The sequence below is a fragment of the Nonomuraea sp. NPDC050783 genome, assembly GCF_040802095.1.
In the GTDB taxonomy this organism is placed as follows: Bacteria; Actinomycetota; Actinomycetes; order Streptosporangiales; family Streptosporangiaceae; genus Nonomuraea.
On sequence record NZ_JBFAHK010000006.1, the window covers coordinates 277,365 to 295,146 of the forward strand.

At 74.1% G+C, this 17,782-nt stretch carries 14 protein-coding genes; 5 read left to right on the forward strand and 9 right to left on the reverse strand.

What is annotated here, in order from left to right; all coding sequences use genetic code 11:
* Window positions 1–18: 18 nt before the first annotated feature.
* Together AB0H75_RS18755 and AB0H75_RS18760 are read right to left on the reverse strand one after the other, a co-directional pair.
* Complete coding sequence (locus AB0H75_RS18755) at window positions 19–825, reverse strand: N-acetylmuramoyl-L-alanine amidase (RefSeq protein ID WP_367797648.1); 807 nt, start codon at window positions 823–825, stop codon at window positions 19–21.
* Window positions 826–908: 83 nt separating this feature from the next.
* A complete protein-coding gene (locus tag AB0H75_RS18760) occupies window positions 909–1,898 on the reverse strand; it encodes an NAD(P)-dependent alcohol dehydrogenase (protein ID WP_367797650.1) in 990 nt (329 codons plus the stop codon).
* A 160-nt stretch (window positions 1,899–2,058) separates the two neighbouring features.
* Here AB0H75_RS18760 and AB0H75_RS18765 point away from each other — a divergent pair, with 160 nt between their 5' ends.
* A complete protein-coding gene (locus tag AB0H75_RS18765) occupies window positions 2,059–2,847 on the forward strand; it encodes a DUF2306 domain-containing protein (RefSeq protein WP_367797652.1) in 789 nt (262 codons plus the stop codon).
* Here AB0H75_RS18765 and AB0H75_RS18770 read toward each other — a convergent pair.
* From AB0H75_RS18770 to AB0H75_RS18795, 6 genes are all read right to left on the reverse strand, one after another.
* Window positions 2,837–3,499, reverse strand: coding sequence for a response regulator (locus AB0H75_RS18770; RefSeq protein ID WP_367797654.1), 663 nt, complete (start codon window positions 3,497–3,499; stop codon window positions 2,837–2,839). The two genes, AB0H75_RS18765 and AB0H75_RS18770, sit on opposite strands and share 11 nt — an antisense overlap.
* A complete protein-coding gene (locus AB0H75_RS18775) occupies window positions 3,496–4,638 on the reverse strand; it encodes a sensor histidine kinase (RefSeq protein WP_367797656.1) in 1,143 nt (380 codons plus the stop codon). Before AB0H75_RS18775 ends, AB0H75_RS18770 begins: the two co-directional genes overlap by 4 nt.
* 34 nt (window positions 4,639–4,672) lie before the next feature.
* Window positions 4,673–6,100, reverse strand: coding sequence for an arabinose isomerase (locus AB0H75_RS18780; protein WP_367797658.1), 1,428 nt, complete (start codon window positions 6,098–6,100; stop codon window positions 4,673–4,675).
* 17 nt (window positions 6,101–6,117) lie between these two features.
* Window positions 6,118–7,206, reverse strand: coding sequence for a discoidin domain-containing protein (locus tag AB0H75_RS18785; RefSeq protein ID WP_367797660.1), 1,089 nt, complete (start codon window positions 7,204–7,206; stop codon window positions 6,118–6,120).
* Window positions 7,207–7,215: 9 nt separating this feature from the next.
* Entirely contained in the window at window positions 7,216–8,796 is a 1,581-nt protein-coding gene (locus tag AB0H75_RS18790; RefSeq protein WP_367797662.1) for an alkaline phosphatase, read from the reverse strand.
* A 110-nt stretch (window positions 8,797–8,906) separates the two neighbouring features.
* Complete coding sequence (locus AB0H75_RS18795; protein WP_367797664.1) at window positions 8,907–9,644, reverse strand: DeoR/GlpR family DNA-binding transcription regulator; 738 nt, start codon at window positions 9,642–9,644, stop codon at window positions 8,907–8,909.
* Window positions 9,645–9,834: 190 nt separating this feature from the next.
* Between AB0H75_RS18795 and AB0H75_RS18800 the strand changes: the two genes are divergently transcribed.
* From AB0H75_RS18800 to AB0H75_RS18815, 4 genes are read left to right on the forward strand one after another with little or no spacing between them, the layout of a single operon-like run.
* Window positions 9,835–11,136, forward strand: a complete 1,302-nt coding sequence (locus tag AB0H75_RS18800; protein WP_367797666.1) for an extracellular solute-binding protein — start codon at window positions 9,835–9,837, stop codon at window positions 11,134–11,136.
* Window positions 11,133–12,044, forward strand: coding sequence for a carbohydrate ABC transporter permease (locus AB0H75_RS18805; protein ID WP_367797668.1), 912 nt, complete (start codon window positions 11,133–11,135; stop codon window positions 12,042–12,044). The genes AB0H75_RS18800 and AB0H75_RS18805 overlap by 4 nt, the downstream gene beginning before the upstream one ends.
* The gene (locus AB0H75_RS18810; RefSeq protein ID WP_367797670.1) at window positions 12,041–12,856 is read left to right on the forward strand and encodes a carbohydrate ABC transporter permease; all 816 of its coding nucleotides are present in this window, start codon (window positions 12,041–12,043) and stop codon (window positions 12,854–12,856) included. The genes AB0H75_RS18805 and AB0H75_RS18810 overlap by 4 nt, the downstream gene beginning before the upstream one ends.
* Window positions 12,853–16,377, forward strand: a complete 3,525-nt coding sequence (locus AB0H75_RS18815) for a hypothetical protein (RefSeq protein WP_367797672.1) — start codon at window positions 12,853–12,855, stop codon at window positions 16,375–16,377. The genes AB0H75_RS18810 and AB0H75_RS18815 overlap by 4 nt, the downstream gene beginning before the upstream one ends.
* On the opposite strand, the gene AB0H75_RS18820 is transcribed toward AB0H75_RS18815, so the two are convergent.
* Window positions 16,374–17,768: an amino acid permease gene (locus tag AB0H75_RS18820; protein ID WP_367797674.1), complete on the reverse strand. Its 1,395-nt coding sequence runs from the start codon at window positions 17,766–17,768 to the stop codon at window positions 16,374–16,376. The two genes, AB0H75_RS18815 and AB0H75_RS18820, sit on opposite strands and share 4 nt — an antisense overlap.
* Window positions 17,769–17,782: the final 14 nt, after the last annotated feature.

Consider the following 17,782-nt stretch of genomic DNA (forward strand, 5'->3'; position numbering starts at 1 on the left):
GCAGGCCGGATCCGCTGGTCAGACCCGCAGCAGCGACGGCCACGTCTCCGGGCCGACGACGCCGTCCGCGCCGATCCCCCTGGCCTGCTGGAACGCCTGGACCAGCTCGATCAGGCCGCTGTCGGCGCGGGTGGACTCCAGCCAGCCGCGCAGCCCGTCCGGGCTGTCGCCGTAGGCGGCGGCGGGCACGTGGCCGCGGGCGAACAGGCAGGCGCGCACGGTCTTGACGTCGTAGTTGTCGTCGCCGAGCCGGATCGTCGGCAGGCTTCTCACGATCTCCTCCGTCCAGGAGGCGTCCGGGCCGCCCTTGAGTATGGCGGCCACGGACGCCCGGAAGTCGTTCATGTCGATGGAGTGGGGGTCGGGTTTGGCGGTGTTGACCTCGCGGTGCGCCTTCACCCGCGAGGCCGGCAGCCCGAACTCCCGGCACAGCTCCGCGCACAGCCGGACGTAGGACTCCCGCTGCACCTCCGGCCAGGGCTGCGTGCCGTTGTTCTCGGCCTCGATGCCGATGGAGCTGGAGTTGTCGTGCCACGCCGAGGTCGAGGGCGCGTTGTGCCAGCACCGCCCGGCGGCGATGACGTAGATGCGCCCGGACCTGCCGAGCCCGAAGTGCGACAGCGGGCCGCTGAGCCCGGGCCGGCCGTCGCGCACCACCGCCAGCGACGGATAGTCGCCGCCGCCCGCGGGGCCGGCCGTGTGGTGGCAGACGACGCCCTGCACCTCGGGCTGCGGGCCGTGGCCGCGGGTCCGCCAGCCCGCCACCTCGGTCACCGGGCTGCCGGTGCGGCGGGCGACGTCGGCGAGCTGGGTCAGGAACGGCATCAGGGACTCCCATCGCTGTCGTACGTTCCGCGCGGTTCCCTAGGATGCCCCGAAACGCCGGGGTTATGAGAATCCGCCGTTCCTCATGGGGCCACGGTGACGACGACCTTGCCGCGCGCGTGCCCCTCCTCCTGGTAGCGGACGGCCGCCGGGATGTCGTCGAACGCGTACCGCCGGTCGATCACCGGGCGCAGCTCGCCCGCCTCGATGTGCCCGGTCAACGTCATCAGGTTGCGCCGGGTCTCCTTCCACGGGCCCGTGGTGATGGCGACCCTGTGCGGCAGGAACGGCGCCGCCGCCATCGTCGCGAACATCCGCCCCATCGGCTGCGACCACCGGCTGCCCCGCCCGCCCACCTGCACGTGGATCCCGCCCGGCCGCAGCACCCGCCGGTAGGCGCTCCCGCGCCGGCTGCCGGCGATGTCCACGACCAGGTCGAAGCGGCGGCCGAGCCGGGTGAAGTCCTCCTTGGTGTAGTCCACCACCTCGTCGGCGCCGAGCGAGCGCACCAGGTCCACGTTGGCCGGGCTGCACACGCCGGTGACGATCCCGCCGAACGCCTTGGCGAGCTGCACCGCGAACGTGCCCACCCCGCCCGAGGCGCCGTTGACCAGGACGTGCTGCCCGGCGCGCAGCCCGCCGTCGTCGCGCAGGGCCAGCAGCGCGGTCTGGGCCGCCATCGGCACGGCCGCGGCCTCCTCGAACGACAGCGCGGCCGGCTTGGGGGCCAGGTCGGCGACCTTGACGGCGGCGTACTCGCCGAACCCGCCCTGCCCGGACATCGCGTACACCTCGTCGCCCGGCCGCGCCTCGCTCACTCCGGGTCCGGCCTCCTCGACCACCCCGGCGATGTCCGCGCCGAGGACGGGGAGGCTGGGCCGGAACAGGCCGGGACCGCCGGGCATCAGGCGGGCCAGGCGCGGCTCGCCGCGCATCAGGTGCCAGTCGAAGGGCTGGACGGACGTGGCGCGCACCCGCACCAGCACCTCGCCGGGGCCGGGCACGGGACAGGGCAGCTCGGTGAGCTCCAGGGCGTCGGGGGAGCCGTACCGGCGCAGGACGTGGGCCTTCATCAGGTTCTCCTTCGGGGCCGTCGTTTCGTCCGCCAGTGTGGGCGCGGGCTCCGGACGGCGTAACAGCCGAAAGTACGACGTCCCGACCGGCCGATGGGACGGGCGGATCCGGGCCGAAGCGCCGATGAACGGCGCCCGTCCCCGGCGCCAGGATCGGGGCATGACTCAGGTGACCAGCCCCGCGACGACCGAGCCCCCGGCCGGCGAGCCTCCGATCGGCGAGCCCTCGATCGGCGAGGCCCCGATCGGCGAGGCCCCGACCGGCGAGGCTCCGACCGGCGAGCCTCCGGCCGGCGAGTTCCCGACCGGCAAGTTCCCGACCGGCCCCCGGCGGGCGTCCCGGCTCGTGCCCGCCGGGCTGATCGTGTTGTCCGCCGTCCCCGTGGTGGCCGGCGCGCTGCGCCTGACCGCCCTGGCCGGCGGCCCGGACGTCATGCCGGAAGGCGCCCGCTTCGCCGCCGTGCCGCTGCCCGTGGTGGCGCACATCGTGGCGGCGACCGTCTACACCGTCCTCGGCGCCTTCCAGTTCGGCGGGCGCCGGCCGCCCGCCCGGCACCGGCTCATGGGGCGCATCCTGCTGCCGTGCGGGCTGGTGGTCGCCCTGTCAGGGTTGTGGATGACCCTGTACTACCCCCGCCCGGCCGGGGACGGCGACCTGCTGGCCGCCTTCCGGCTCGGGTTCGGCTCGGCCATGGCGGCGGCGCTCGTCCTCGGCCTGGCCGCCGTGCTGCGGCGCGACTTCACCGGCCACCGCGCCTGGATGACCCGCGCCTACGCCATCGCGCTCGGCGCCGGCAGCCAGGCCGTGATCACCGGGATCTGGGTGGCGTTCGCGGGCCCGCCCGGGGAGACCGCCCGGGCGCTGCTGCTGGGCGCCGGCTGGGCGGTCAACCTGGCCGTGGCCGAGCTGGTGATCCGCCGCCCCCGGCGGCGGCGGGTCAGCGCCTGATCCGGCGGGTCTCGTACGCCCACATCGCGATCTCGACCCGGTTGCGCACGCCGAGCTTGGTCATCAGGCTCGCGACGTGGCTCTTGACCGTGCTGAGCGAGATGTGCAGCTCGGCGGCGATCTCGCTGTTGGTCCGGCCGCGCGCCACCGTCGCCAGGATCTGCTCCTCCCGGTCGGTCAGCGCCTCGACCGGCTGCGCGGGCGGCGCGGCCGGCGCCGACCCGGCGAACGCGCCGAGCAGGCGGGCCGTGATGTTCGGGGCGATGAGCGCGTCGCCTCCGGCCGCCGCCCGCACGGCCTGGGCCAGCAGGTCGGGGCCCGCGTCCTTGAGCAGGAAGCCGCGGGCGCCGGCCCGCAGCGCCGCGTAGACGTACTCGTCGAGGTCGAAGGTGGTGATGACGACCACCGCGAGCGGGTCGGTTACGTCCGGGCCGGCCAGCAGGCGGGTGGCCTCGATGCCGTCCAGGACGGGCATGCGGATGTCGAGCAGGCAGACGTCCGGCCGCAGCCGCCGGGCCAGCTCGACCGCGCGCCGCCCGTCGCCGGCCTCGGCGACCACCTCGATGCCGGGCTGGAGATCGAGGATCATCCGCAGCCCGGTCCTGGCGATCTCCTGGTCGTCGGCGACGATCACCCTGATCGGCTCGCTCATCGGGCCGCTCCCGTCCGCGGCAGGACGGCGGTGACGGTCCAGCCCCGGCCCGGGTTCGGGCCCGCCTCGCAGGTGCCGCCCAGCAGGCCCGCGCGCTCGATCATGCCGATGAGGCCGTACCCGGCCGAGGAGATCTGGCGCGGGCCGACGCCGTCGCCGTCGTCGCTGACCCGCAGCCGCACCGCCGTGTCGTCGGCCGACACCCGCACCTCGATCCGGGTGGCGTGCCGCGCGTGCCGCCGGGCGTTGGTGACCGACTCCTGGGCGATGCGGTAGATCGCGGCCCCGACCGACGGCGGCACCTGCGCCACGTCGCCGGAGATCTCCACGTCCACGGCCGGCCCGACCTTCGCCCGGCCCGCCAGCTCGGCCAGGTCGGCGAGGTGCTTCCCCGGCGTCAGCTCCGCCGGCTCGTTGCGGCGCAGCACGTGCACCATGGAACGCATCTCGGCCAGCGTGCGCGACGCCTCGGCCTCGATCACCCGCAGCGCCTCGGCGGCGGCGTCGGGCCGCTCCGCGGCGGCCGCCGCCAGGCCCGCCTGCGCCCGGATCGCCATCGCCGAGACGTGATGGGCCACCAGATCATGCAGCTCGCGGGCGAGCTGGGCGCGCTCCAGCAGCTTCACCTGGTCCAGCTCGCGCAGCCGCGCGCCGGCCCGGTAGCGCAGCGCGCCGCCCAGGCCGAGCGCCGCCGCCATCACCGCCAGCGCCCCCACCGTGTCGGCCGCCGCCAGGCGGCCCTGCGCGGCCGACAGCCCCGCCGCGCCCAGCATCAGCGCGGCCCCGGTCACCGCCTCCCGCCCCGACCCCCACCGGAACAGCGCGTAGACGAGGATCAGCAGGTAGGCGAGCGTGTACGTCTCGACGTTGTGCCCGCCCGCCACCAGGGACACCACGGCGTTGGCCACGAAGGCGACCGCCAGCACGAGCAGCGGCCTGGTGCGCCGCCACAACAGCAGCGGCACCAGCCCGGCCGTGACGGCGACCGACAGGCCCCGCCACGGCAGGTCCGGCCGCAGCACCCCTTCCAGGATCGCGGCCGGCACGAGCACCCCGACGAGGGCCCAGTCCCGCCAGACCCGCCGCGGCGCGCCGGCGGGACGCGGCTCGTTCCATAACGAGCGGAGAAGTCCGCGCACGCGTTCATCGTACGGGGTCCCCGCCCGCCGGCCATCACGGCTGGACGTGCGTGACCTCGGCGTTCAGCAGGTCGGCCACCGCCCGCAGCTCGGCCAGGCGGTGCCCGGTGCCGAGCGCCCAGTGGTGGGAGATGCCGCTGGCGCTCCAGGCGTCGGTCCACTCGCCCGGATCGCACCCGAAGTCCACCCGGGAGGTGGTGTTGCCGATCCGCAGCAGCGGCCCCTCGACGACCTCGCCCTCCGAGACGACGAACCCGTAGCGGCCCTCCCGGTCCTGGCGCAGCCCGAACGCGGTGACCGGGCCGCGCGCCACGTCGAACTCGACCGACACGCCCCAGCCCCGCTTGCCGTGGTAGACGCCGAGGCCGCGCAGCAGCGGCCGGCGCGAGCTGATCGCCAGGTGGGCCGGGCCGTCGTGCCCCATCTCGACGTGGCCGCGGGCGAAGTCGAGCGCCTGCAACTCGGTGAAGGAGCCGCCGCCGCCCAGCCGGTCCATGACCAGCATGGCGAGGGAGGTGCGCAGCTCGTACTCGCCGGCCGCCGGGACGCCGCGCGCCGTGAGCAGGGACGCGCCGAGGATCATGCCCGCGCCGAGCCGCTCGTGGATCTCACCGTCCAGCCCGCGGTGGTAGTAGGCCAGGCTGTCCAGCGCGAAGTCCGCGACGAGGCGGTCCAGGCCGACCGAGACGCGGGCGGCCCACTCCAGGTCCTCCTCGTTCACCGAGGCGTCCAGCTCGAAGACCTCGCGGGCCAGCGCGACCCGCGCGGCGGCCTCCTCGCCGGTCACCTTCTCCACCCGTACCCGCAGGTCGTCGAACTCCAGCACCTCGACGTGCCCGCCGAAGTTGGCGCTGACCAGCGTCAGGTCGGTGGCCACGTCCAGCATGCCGGGGTAGAGGTGGCCCATCAGCCCGTGCCGGCCGTGGCGCAGCGCGGCGCGCACGCCCGCCGCCCGCACCCAGCGGCCGATGCGCTCCCACGCCCGCTCGTCCTCCAGATAACCCGAGACCGAGCGGAACGGGATGCCGCAGCGGGTGAAGGCGTTGGCCATCTCCGGCAGCGGGCAGGCCCCGCAGTAGGCCAGCCACTGGCCGGTGTCGAAGGTGGCGTGCTCCATCGACTCGGTCGGCTGAAGGTTGATCAGCAGCACGGGCGCGCCGCTGCGCTGCGCGATCGGCACGAGCATGGTGGCCGTCATGTACGTCGTGAGGAACCCGACGATGAGGTCGCATCCGGCGGCCCGCAGCCGCTCGGCCGCCGCCGCGCCCTCCTGCGCGTCGGAGACGAAACCGGCGTCCACGACCTCGCAGTCCAGCGCCCTCATGCGCTCGGCCACCCGCGCGGACGACCTCTGGAGCCGCGGCAGCAGGTCGGGGAACTGCGGCCAGTACGCCCCCAGCCCTCCGGCGACCAGCCCCACCTTCGTGCGGGGCGGTGTGATCCGAGTGAACGTGCCGCTCACCGGCGTTCTCCTTTCGCTCAGCGGACTTCGACCTCGATGACGCGGGTGTAGTCGTTGGCGCCGTTCGAGGCGAGCGCCACGACGCGTACCGCGTCCGCGGTGACCGGCGCGAAGTCCGAGCGCGCGCTGCCCGCGGTGTTGCCGCGCACCCGCGCGACCGTCTGCCACTCCCCGCCCACCTGCGCCTGGACGTCCCAGTCGCGCACCCCGTAGCGGGCGGCCGGGTAGCGCTCGGTGTCGAGCGTGTACAGGTCCACCCGGGAGATCCGGCGCGGGGCGCCCAGGGCGATGGCCAGGGTGTCCGGCCAGGTGCGGGCGGTGGCGTCGTTCCAGCCGTTGCCGCCGGCCCAGCCGTTGGAGGAGCGGTCGCCGTCGGCGACGCTGCACGGAGGGTAGTTGGCGTTGGTGTGCTGGGAGGAGGCGGTGACGGGGCGGCGCAGGGCGAGGTTGCCGCCGTTGTCGAGCCGGTCCACGGGCATGACCTCGACCGGCACCTCCAGGCTGCGGGCCGGGGTGCTCAGGCGCAGGCGGTAGGTGCCCTCGGCGGTGCCGGGCGGCACGGCCACCAGCAGTTTCGCGCCGAGCTCGTAGCCGGGCGGCAGGTAGCTGGTGAGCATCGCCCGCGAGGCGGTCAGCGGCGGGTCGATCCCGATCCGCGCGGTGGCGTAGACGGGCTTGCGGGCGTCGCTGCGCAGGCCGATCTCGATCCTGGCGGGGCAGGCCGGGTCCACGCCGAGCGGGGCGACGAGCCGGTCGGCGCCGATCACCGGCGTCAGCGCGCCGGTGCCCTTGGACGTGCCCGGCCGCACCCTGACCGAGACCGACGACGGCGGCTCGGCGCCGGGGCCGGGAGAGCCGGCACTGGGGAAGGCGCCACCGGGGGAGGCGCCACCGGGGGAGGCGGCGGACGGAAGCGCGGGCGAGGGCTGCGGGGAAGCGGCAGCCCCGGCCGTGGCCCCGGCGGCTGTGGCTCCGGTGGCGGTGGTCCCGGCCGCGGTGGCTCCGGCGGCTGTGGTCCCGGCCGCGGCGGGTGCTCCGGTGGCGGTCATGACGGCCGTGGCGGCAGCGGCGGCGGCGAGGGCGGTGGTGCGGGAACGCATGATCATGATTTCCTCCTAGAGCACCTGCAGGCCGGGCACGCCGTCGAGGGTGACCAGGCTGGCCCGGGTGGAGACCGGCGCGCCGGGCCGGTCCACGTACGGGACGACCCGGAAGTCGGCCCGCCACTGGCCGCGCGTGACCTCGCAGGAGACGTAGCCGCGCTGGTAGCTGGAGAAGCGCAGGTGCGGGTTGGCCGGGTCGCTGCCGCCGGGCGGCAGGCCGGCGGCGGCGTTGCCGTTGCCGCCGCTGGTGACGGAGGTGCAGACCAGCTCCACGCCGACGGCCGGCGAGGCCGGGTCGTCGAAGTCGGTCCGCAGGTCGCCGGCGAGGTTGTAGTGGATGTCGCCGGTCAGCACGACCGGGTTGCGGACCCGGCGCTCGACCAGGCCGCCGAGCACGCGGTCCTTGGCGGCCTTGTAGCCGTCCCACAGGTCCATGCTGAGCTTGCGCGCCGGGCCGGCGTCGTAGTCGAGCTGCATCATGGCGACCTGCTGGGCCAGCACGTTCCACCGGGCCCTGGAGGCGCCCAGGCCGTCGAGCAGCCACTTCTCCTGCTCGGCGCCGATCATCTGGCGGGCCGGGTCGAGCCGGTCGGCGCAGTCCACCTGCTGGCCGTCGCCGCACGCCTGGTCGTCGCGGTACTGGCGGGTGTCGAGCAGGTTGAGCTCCGCCAGGTCGCCGAAGGTGAAGCGGCGGTAGATGCGGGCGTCGGGGCCCTCGACCGCGGGTAACCGGACGGGCTGGTTCTCCCAGAACGCGCGGAAGGCGTTGGCGCGGATCACCAGGTAGTCCTGCTCGGTGACCTCGCCGCCGGGGCCGTGGCGGCCGGCCCAGTTGTCGAGCACCTCGTGGTCGTCCCAGGTGACGATCCACGGCGCGCTGTGGTGGGCGGCCTGGAGGTCGGGGTCGCTCTTGTAGAGGCCGTACTGGACGCGGTAGCGGTCGAGCGTGTCGCACTGCACCCGGAACTGCTCGGGGACCGGGGTGTTGCGGGTGCCGCCCGTCGGCACGATGCCGTACTCGTAGATGTAATCGCCCAGGTGGAGCACCACGTCCGGGTGCTCCTCGGCGAGGTGGCGGTAGGCGCTGTAGTAGCCGTCCTGCCAGGAGGCGCACGAGGCGAAGGCCAGCCGCAGCGACTCGGGGCTGGAGCGGGGGTCGGGCGCGGTCCTGGTGCGGCCGGCGGGGCTCAGCTCGCCGCCGGCCCGGAAGCGGTAGAAGTAGTCGCGGCCGGGACGCAGGCCCGTGGCGTCCACGTGCACCGAGTGGCCGTACTCGGGCCTGGCCCAGGCCGAGCCGTGGCGCACGCGCCGGGCGAACGCCTCGTCCTCGGCGATCTCCCAGTCCACTCTGATCGTGTTGTACGGCAGGCCGCCGAGCGGCTCCAGCGGCCTGGGCGCCAGCCGCGTCCAGAGGACGACCCGGTCCGGGAGCGGGTCGCCCGAGGCGACGCCGAGCCGGAAGGGGTACTCGCCCCGGGCCGCCGTGCGCGCGGACGCCCGCGCGGTCCACGGGTCGGCGAGGCCGGAGGTGAAGGCCAGGGCGAACGCGGCGCCGCCGAGGCCGAGGAAGGAACGGCGCGAGGGATGACCCATGCTGCTTCCTAAGCTGGAGGGCGAAAGCCCTCACTTTGTAGCAAGCAGCCGACGTTCTTAACAAGACTCAAGTTAGAAATAACGCCAAAGTGCGTTACGTTCGGCGCCGGTCACACCTCCGCGACCAGCACGTTGCCGTGCCGGTCGCGCAGCCGTTGCAGCAGGTCGGCGGGCGCCCGCGAGTCCACGACGATGGCGTGGAAGTCGTCCAGCGGCGCGACCCGGTGCAGCGCCACCCGGGCCAGCTTCGAGCCGTCCACGGCCAGGACCCGCCGCGCCCCCGAGCGCAACATCGCCCGCTTGACCAGCACGATCTCCTGCTCCTGGTGGAAGGCGTACTGGTCGGAGACCGCCGAGGTGGACACCACGACGACGTCGGTGCTCACCGCCTCGGCCGCGTCCACGCAACCCAGCCCGAGAAACGAGTCATGGCTGGCGTGATATTCACCGCCCAGGGCGATGAGCCGGATGTCCGGGGTGCCGGCCAGCAGCCGGATCGCCTCCAGGAAGTTCGTCACCACGGTCAGCGGGGCCAGCTCGCCCAGGTGACGCGCCACGGCCAGCGCCGTGGTGGAGTCGTCCAGCATGACCGAGCTGCCCGGCTCGATCTGCGCCGCCACCACCCGCGCGATGGCGTCCTTCTCGGCGGTGTGGGCCTGCAGCCGGTAGGCGATGTTGCTCTCCCACACGTTGCTGGCCTGCGCCGTGGCCCCGCCGCGGACCTTGCGGACCATGCCCTGGCGCTCCAGCTCGTCGAGGTCGCGGTGCACGGTCATCACGCTCACGCCGAAGCTCTCGGCGAGCTCCGCGACCGAGGCCGAGCCCTGGCGCACGATGTGCTCGGCCATGCCCCGCCACCGGGCAGACCTGCTGGAGGTGTGCTGACGCGAATCCACCGAAGCCCTCTCCACACGGGTGAGACGGCTGCGCATCCTACTCTTGACACCCTGCTCGGGCGACTCGTACCCTCCCTGCATCCATCACTTGTAACAGAATTGGCTGTTAAATTAACAGACAATTCATGGAGGTAGGCGAGCCATGACCGACCTTCTGCAGAACGCCCGGGTGAGCCGCGGACAGTTCTTCCGCCTGATGGGCGGCCTGGCGCTGGCGACGGCCGCCACCGCCTGCTCCACCCGGCCCGAGACGACCGCGACCACCGGCGGCAGGACCACCACGGAGCTGAAGTTCATCGGCGTGTCCGACCAGAAGGCGCCGATGGACAAGCTCGCGGCCGCCTACTCCCAGGCCGAGCCGGGCGTGCGCGTCACCGCCTCCTACGCCCCCACCGACCAGGTGCAGACCTCGCTACGCACCCAGCTCGGCGCGGGCAACGCACCCGACCTGCACGTGGTCTACCCGGGCGACGGCAGCGCGATGTCCATGACCCAGATCGCCAGGGCCGGCCTGCTGACGGACCTGTCGGCGCAGGCGTGGACGCGCACCATCCCGGCCGGCTTCAGGCCCGCCTTCCAACTCGACGGCAAGACCTACCTCTACTCGGCCGGCTCCTCGGTCATCGGCGCCGTCTACAACAAGAAGGTCTTCCAGCAGGCCGGCATCGACGCGCCGCCCGCGACGTGGAGCGAGTTCCTGGCCGTCTGCGACAAGCTCAAGAAGGCCGGCGTGGTGCCGATCGCGCTGGGCGCGCAGACGCCGTGGGTCACCCAGCTCATCACGTACGCGCTGGTGCCCTCCACCGTCTACGCCAAGGACCCCGCCTTCGACGACAAGCAGCGCGCCGGGCAGGCCGACTTCGCCGGCTCCGGCTGGCGGCAGGCCTTCGAGATGTACCTGGAGCTGCAGAAGCGCGGCTTCTTCAACGACAAGCCCAACGGCACCACCTTCGAGCAGCAGACCTCGATGGTGGCCACCGGCAAGGCCGCGATGGCCGTGCAGGTCTCGGCCGTGCTGCCCGACTTCCGCAAGGCCGCCGCCGCGCCCGACGACCTGTCCATGTTCCCCGTGCCCGGCGCCGACGACGCCGCCTCGGTGTGGATCCCGGCCGGCGTCGTGGTCGGGCTCGGCGCCGGCGCCAAGGGCCGCAATGCCGGGGCGGCCGCGAAGTTCATCGACTTCCTCGGCCGGCAGGAGAACATCAACGCCTGGGCCAAGGAGATCGCCGCCATCCCGCTCACCCAGGACGCCTCCTCCACGATCGACCCGGCGGTGGAGTCGTTCCTGCCGTTCACCAAGGACCGCGCGGTGCCGTTCATGGACCAGCGCTGGCCGAACGCCGAGGTGCAGCCGGTGCACTTCGCGGTCGTCCAGGAGCTGCTGGCCGGCAGGTCCACGATCGACGAGGCACTGAAGAAGATGGACGAGGCGTACCGCAAGTGACCCCGCTGACCGCCCGGCGCGCGCGCCCGGCCCGCACCGCCGGGCCGCGCCGCGGCGCCACCACCCCGCCCTGGCTGTTCGCCGCGCCCGCGCTCGCGGTGTACGCGCTGGTCGTGCTCTACCCGGCGATCAGCGGCGTCGTCTACGCCTTCACCGACTGGAGCGGCATCGGCCAGGACATGTCCTTCGTGGGCCTGGCCAACTTCCGCGCGCTGCTCGGCGACGAGCAGGCCATGGGCTCCATCGGCAACACGCTGCTGCTGACCCTGGCCGTCGTCGCCGTGCAGAACGGCGTCGGCCTGCTGCTGGCGCTCGGCGTGCACGCCCGGCTCAAGAGCCGCGCCCTGCTGCGCGTGATCTTCTTCTCCCCGGTCGTCGTCAGCCCCGTCATGGTGGCCTTCCTGTGGAAGTACATCTACAACCCCGACCCGTCGGCCGGCCTCAACGGGCTGCTCGGCCTGCACGTGGACTGGCTCGGCGACCCGTCCGTGGCGCTGTGGTCGATCGCCGGCACGGTGGTGTGGCAGTACGCCGGCTACTCCATGGTCATCTTCCTGGCCGGGCTGGAGGGCGTGCCGGCGGAGCTGCACGAGGCCGCCATGATCGACGGGGCGGGCACGTTCCAGCGGTTCCGCTACGTCACCTGGCCGCTGCTCGCGCCCGCCACGACGATCAACCTGATGTTGTCCACGATCGGTGGGCTCAAGCTGTTCGACCAGGTCTTCGCCGCCACCAACGGCGGCCCCGGCTACGCCACCGAGACGCTGTCCACCGTGCTGTACAAGCAGGCGTTCGTCTTCGGCAAGTTCGGCTACAGCACCGCCGTCGCGCTGGTGCTGGCGCTGTTCGTGGCCGCGGTCTCCCTCGTCCAGATCCACTACCTGCGCGGCCGGGAGGTGAGCCTGTGATACGGCGGACGTTCCTGCTGGAGATCGTCATGATCGCGGTGGCGGTGGCGTTCCTGTTCCCCGTCTACACCCTGGTGTCGCTGGCGCTGAAGGACCCGGCGCAGATCTCGCGGGCGCCGCTGGCGCCGCCGGACCCGCCCACCCTCGACAACTTCGCCACCGCCTGGTCGGCCGCCGCGCTCGGCCCGTCGCTGGTCAACAGCACGGTCATCACCGTGACGAGCCTGGTCGCGCTCATCGCGCTCGGCTCCTTCGCCTCCTATTTCCTGGCCCGCGTGCGCACCCGCCTCGGCTACGGCCTGTACGTCCTGTTCCTGCTGGGCATCGTGCTGCCCTTCCAGCTCGGCATGATCCCGCTCTACCGGCTCGTCACCGACCTCGGGCTCATCGGCACGCACGCCGGGATGATCCTGTTCTACACCGGCATCCAGCTCCCGTTCACCGTCTTCCTCTACACCGGCTTCATCCGGGCGCTGCCCCGCGAGTACGCCGCCGCCGCCCAGATCGACGGCGCCGGCCACCTGACGGCGTTCACCCGCGTCGTCTTCCCGCTGCTGCGGCCGATCACCGGCACGGTGCTCATCCTCAACGCCGTCTTCATCTGGAACGACTTCTTCACCCCGCTGGTCTACCTCGGCGGCTCCGGCTACGAGACGGTCCCGGTCAGCGTCTTCGCCTACGTCGGCCAGTACGTCTCCCAGCACGGCCTGGTCTTCGCCGGCCTGGTGCTCGGCGCGCTGCCGATCGTGGCGGTCTTCCTGGCCCTGCAACGCTACGTCATCAAGGGCTTCGCGAGCGGGCTCAAAGGATGATCGCCGACCTCTTCCGCGACCCGCCGCGCGCGTACTCCCCGGCGGCCATCTGGTGGTGGAGCGGCGAGCCGCTGCGCCGCGACCGGCTGCGCTGGCAGATGGAGCGGCTGGTGGCCGGAGGCGTGCACAACCTCGTCATCCTCAACCTCGCCCCCTCCGGGCCGCTGTTCGGCGCCGACGCCGACGACCCGCCGTTCCTGTCCGAGGCGTGGTGGGAGCTGCTGGACGGGGTGTGCGCGGACGCCTGCGAGCTGGGCGCGTACCTGTGGTTCTACGACCAGCTCGGCTTCTCCGGCGCCGACCTCCAGGCCCGCCTGGTCCAGGAGCGGCCCGACTTCGCCGGGCAGTGGCTGGAGCCCGACGGGTCGGTGACCTCGCGCGGCTTCGACTACCTGTCGGCCGAGGCGTGCGCGGTGCTGCTGGACCGGGTGCACGGTGAGTTCGAGCGGCGGGTCGGGCACTGGTTCGGGCGGGTGATCGCCGGCTCGTTCCAGGACGAGCTGCCCACGCTGCCCACCTGGTCGGCCCGCTTCGCCGAGGAGCACCTGGCCCGGCGCGGGAAGGCGTTCTCGCCGGCCGACCCGGACTGGGCGGCCTACCAGCGGACCCGGGCCGAGCTGGCCGAGGAGGCGTTCTTCCGGCCGCTGGCCGCCTGGCACCGGCGGCACGGGCTGCTCAACGGCTGCGACCAGCAGGACCCGGCCCGCGCCGGCCACCCGGTGGCGGGCGTGGAGCTGTACGCCGACTACCCGCGTACCCACCGCTGGTTCTCCGCGCCCGGCTCCGACCACCACGGCGACGCCCGCCTGCACGCCTCCCTGGCCCACCTGTACGGGCGGCCCCGCACCTGGATCGAGGCGTTCCACTCCAGCGGCTGGGGCGGCACGCTGGAGGAGACCTTCGACTGGCTGCTGCCCTGGCTGCGGGCCGGGGCGACGCTGTACAACCCGCACGCCGTCTACTACACGACCCGGCGCGGCTGGTGGGAGTGGGCGCCGCCGTCCACCGACTGGCGGCAGCCGTACTGGCGGCACCACAAGGTCTTCGCCGACGCGGTGACCCGGCTGTGCGCCGCCCTGTCCCTGGGCCGGCACGCCTGCGACGTCGCCGTCCTGCTGCCCACGGCCACCGCCCGGGCGGGCACGGCCCTGGCCGGGGCCCGGCCGCCGACCGCGGACGCGGCGCGGGCCGAGGAGGTCTACCGGGCGCTGGTGGGCGACATGGCCTGGTTCGCCACCAGGCCCGGCGTGCTCGACCGGCTGGGGCTCGACGCCGACGTCATCGACGAGGACTCGGTGCGGCGCGCCGCCGTGGCGGGCGGGCGGCTGGCCGTGTCCACCGAGGCGTACCGGGCGATCGTGCTGCCCGCGGTCACGGTGCTCGACGACGACGTGGCCGCCCGGCTGGCGGCCTTCGCCGACGCGGGCGGGCTGCTGGTGGCCGTCGCGACGGTGCCGGAGGCGCTGCGCGGGCGGGCCCGCCCCGCCGCCGCGCCCGAGGACCTGGGGGAGGCGCTGGCCGGCCTGGCCCGGCGGGTGGAGGCGCCGGTGCCCGCGCTGGTACGCGAGAGCGCGGAGGGCACGCTGGTGTTCCTCACCGCGACCCACCCCATGGCCAGCAGGATCGGCGTCGGCCGGCCCGAGGAGCGGGGCGTGGAGCTGGGCTGGCTGGACGCCGTCATCGACTTCGACCCCGCCCGCTACGCCCGCGCGATGCGCGTCACCGTCCGGGACGTCGCGGGCGCGCCGCGGCTGCTGCGTCCCTTCGCGGGCGGCGAGCCGGTCGCGCTGCCGCACACCCGCCGCGGCGACACGGTCGAGGTCGTCGTCCCGTTCGACGACGGCCCCGCCGCGCTGCTGCTCTTCAGCGGCGCGGACCAGGGCGGCGCGGTCCAGGGCGGCGCGGTCCAGGGCGGCGCGGTCCAGGACGGCGCGGTCCAGGGCGGCGCCGGGCCCGCCGCGCCCGCGCCGGCGGATCAGGTCGAGACGGACCTCGGGGACGAATGGGACGTCGAGCTGGTCCCGACCCTCGACGACACCTGGTCGGACTTCGGCTGCGCGGACCCCGGCGAGGGTGCGCTCGTCGAGCGCTGGACGTTGCGCACGCCCGGCGGCGAGCCGGTGGCCGTCACGTTCGGGCCGCGCGGCGAGCAGCGCGTCGGCGACGGCCCGTGGACGCCCTCGGTCTGGTCCGCCTCCCGCGGCCTGCGCAAGGACCCCGTGCACCGGGACACGCTCGGACCGAAGGGCCACGTGCCGGTGGAGTTCCTGGCCTTCGGCCGGGTCGCGGCCGGCGCCGAGGCCCGCTTCCGCAGCGTGCTCACCGTGCCGCCGGGCCCGCCGGTCCGGCTGGCGATCGGCGCGGGCGCGGCCAAGACCCTGTGGCTCGGCGGCGAGCGACGCGTGCTGGACGACGCCGGCTACGCCGCCGTCACCCGCGACCCCGTGGAGCCCGGCGAACACCTGCTGGAGCTGCTGCTCGTCCCGGACGAGGAGCTGGACCTGCGGGCCTACGCCTGCCTGGCCGCCGGCCCCGCCGACGCCGCCCGTCCCGAGTGGATCGCCGGGCCGCGCCTGGAGACCACCGTCGAGGCGGGGGAGAGCGGGGCCGGGGACGCCGGGACGGTGCTGCAGGTGGCCTCGACCGCGTTCTGCCGGGTGCTGGTCAACGGCGTGGAGGCGGGCCGGCAGGGCGGGTTCGACCCGTACGCGGAGGCCGGCATCCCGCGGGTGCGCCGCTACGACCTCGCCCCCCTGCTGCGGCCCGGCCGCAACACGCTCACCGTCGAGTCCGACGGCTGGATCCTGGCCGACGGCGCGGCGGTCTCCGGCCCCGGCTGGTCGCCCCGCCCCCGCGTACGCCGCCGCCAGCACGGCGACCCCGCCGCGCTGTGGCTGCGGCCCCGCCCGCACCCGCTGCCGGAGGCGGGCTGGCTCGACGGCCGCCCGTCCGCCCCGCCGGCCGGGTTCGCGATGCCCGGCGGCGGCGGGACCCGCGAGGAGCGTTTCCTCCTCGACACGCCACCCGGCGCGACCGGCATCGAGGTACGCGCGGCCGGGCCCGTCGAGGTGCGCGGCGCGCTCGGCGGCGAGATCGAGCTGCGCGTGACCACCACGCCCGGCACGCGCTCGGGCGCGGCGTTCACCGGGCCGGTCCGCTTCACCTGCGGCCCCGGCCGGATGCGGCTGGGCGACTGGGAGGAGCGGGGCCTGGCCGGGTGGAGCGGCGGCGTGCGTTACCGCACCACCGTCACCGTGCCGGCCGGCGGGCCCGGCACGCTCGACCTCGGCCGGGTACGGGGCACCGCGGAGGTCACGGTCAACGGGCGGCCGTGCGGCGTGCGGGTCTGCTCGCCCTACGCCTTCCAGGTCGAGCTGGCCCCCGGCGCGAACGTGGTCGAGGTCCTGGTGCTCGGCACCCTGGCCCCGTACCTGGACGAGGTCAGCCCGACGCACTTCGTCTTCCCCGGCCAGCGCGCCACCGGGCTGTTCGGCCCGGTGCGCCTGCGCGCGCCCGGCTAGGGCCGGTTCAGCGCGGAGTGCCGCCGGCCGTAGGCGAAGTACACCACGAGCCCCAGCACGAACCAGATCGCGAAGCGCAGCCAGGTCGTCGGCGTCAGGAAGGTGATCAGCCAGAGCGAGAACAGCACCCCGACCGCCGGCACCACCGGCATGCCCGGCGTGCGGAACTCCCGGTGCAGGTCAGGCCGCCGGTAGCGCAGTACGATCACCGCCGCGCACACCACCACGAACGCCAGCAGGATCCCGATGTTGGTCAGCTCGGCCGCCTCCCTGATCGGCAGGAACCCGGCGATCAGCGCCGAGGCCACGCCAACGATCCAGGTGACCCGGGACGGCACCCGCCGCACCGGGTGCAGCCGGGCGAACCAGCCCGGCAGCAGCCCGTCCCGGCTCATCGAGTACCACACGCGGGTGACGCCCAGCATGAACGTGAACATGACGGTCAGGATGCCGACGATCGCGCCCGCCGCGATCAGCCCCGCCAGGCCGCGCAGCCCGACGGCGGCGAACGCCGAGGAGAAGCCGCTCTCCGGGTCGATGTCGCGGTAGTTCTGCATGCCGGTGAGCACGAGCGTGGCCAGCACGTACAGGACCATCGAGACGGCCAGCGAGTAGATGATGGCCTTGGGCATGTGCCGCCGGGCGTCGCGCGACTCCTCGGCCGCGGTGCTCATCGCGTCGTAGCCGAACACCGCGAAGAACACCGTCGCCGCGCCGGTGATGGCCCCGCCGACGCCGAACGGGAAGAACGGCGAGTAGTTGGCGGTGTCGACGAAGAAGGCGCCGACCACGATGACCACCAGCACCACCGCCACCTTGATCGCCACCACGGAGGTCTCGAACCGGGCCGCCGTGCGGATGCCCCGGTTCAGCAGGAAGGCGATGAGCAGGCACAGCACCACCGCGAACAGGTCCACCACGTGCCCCTCGCCGGTGCCCGGCGCGCCCAGCATCCAGGCGGGCAGCCCCAGGCCCAGCTCCTGCACCAGGAAGCCGAAGTAGCCGGAGATGCCGATGGCGACCACGGCCACGATGGCGGTGTACTCCAGCAGCAGGTCCCAGCCGATGAACCAGCCGACGATCTCGCCGAGCACCGCGTAGCCGTAGGTGTAGGCGGAGCCGGCCTTCGGGATCATGCCGGCGAACTCGGCGTAGGAGAAGGCCGCCGCCGCGCTCGCCACCCCCGCCAGCAGGAACGACACCAGCACCGCCGGGCCCGCCGTCTGGTTGGCCACCGCGCCCGCCAGGGCGAAGATGCCGGCGCCGATGATGCCGCCGACCCCGATCGCGGTGAGCTGCCACAGCCCCAGCGACCGGGACAGCTCACCCTCGTGCTCCTCCGCGATCTGCTCGACCGGTTTACGGCGGAACATGCCTCGTGACGTGGCCACCACAGCCTCCTGAT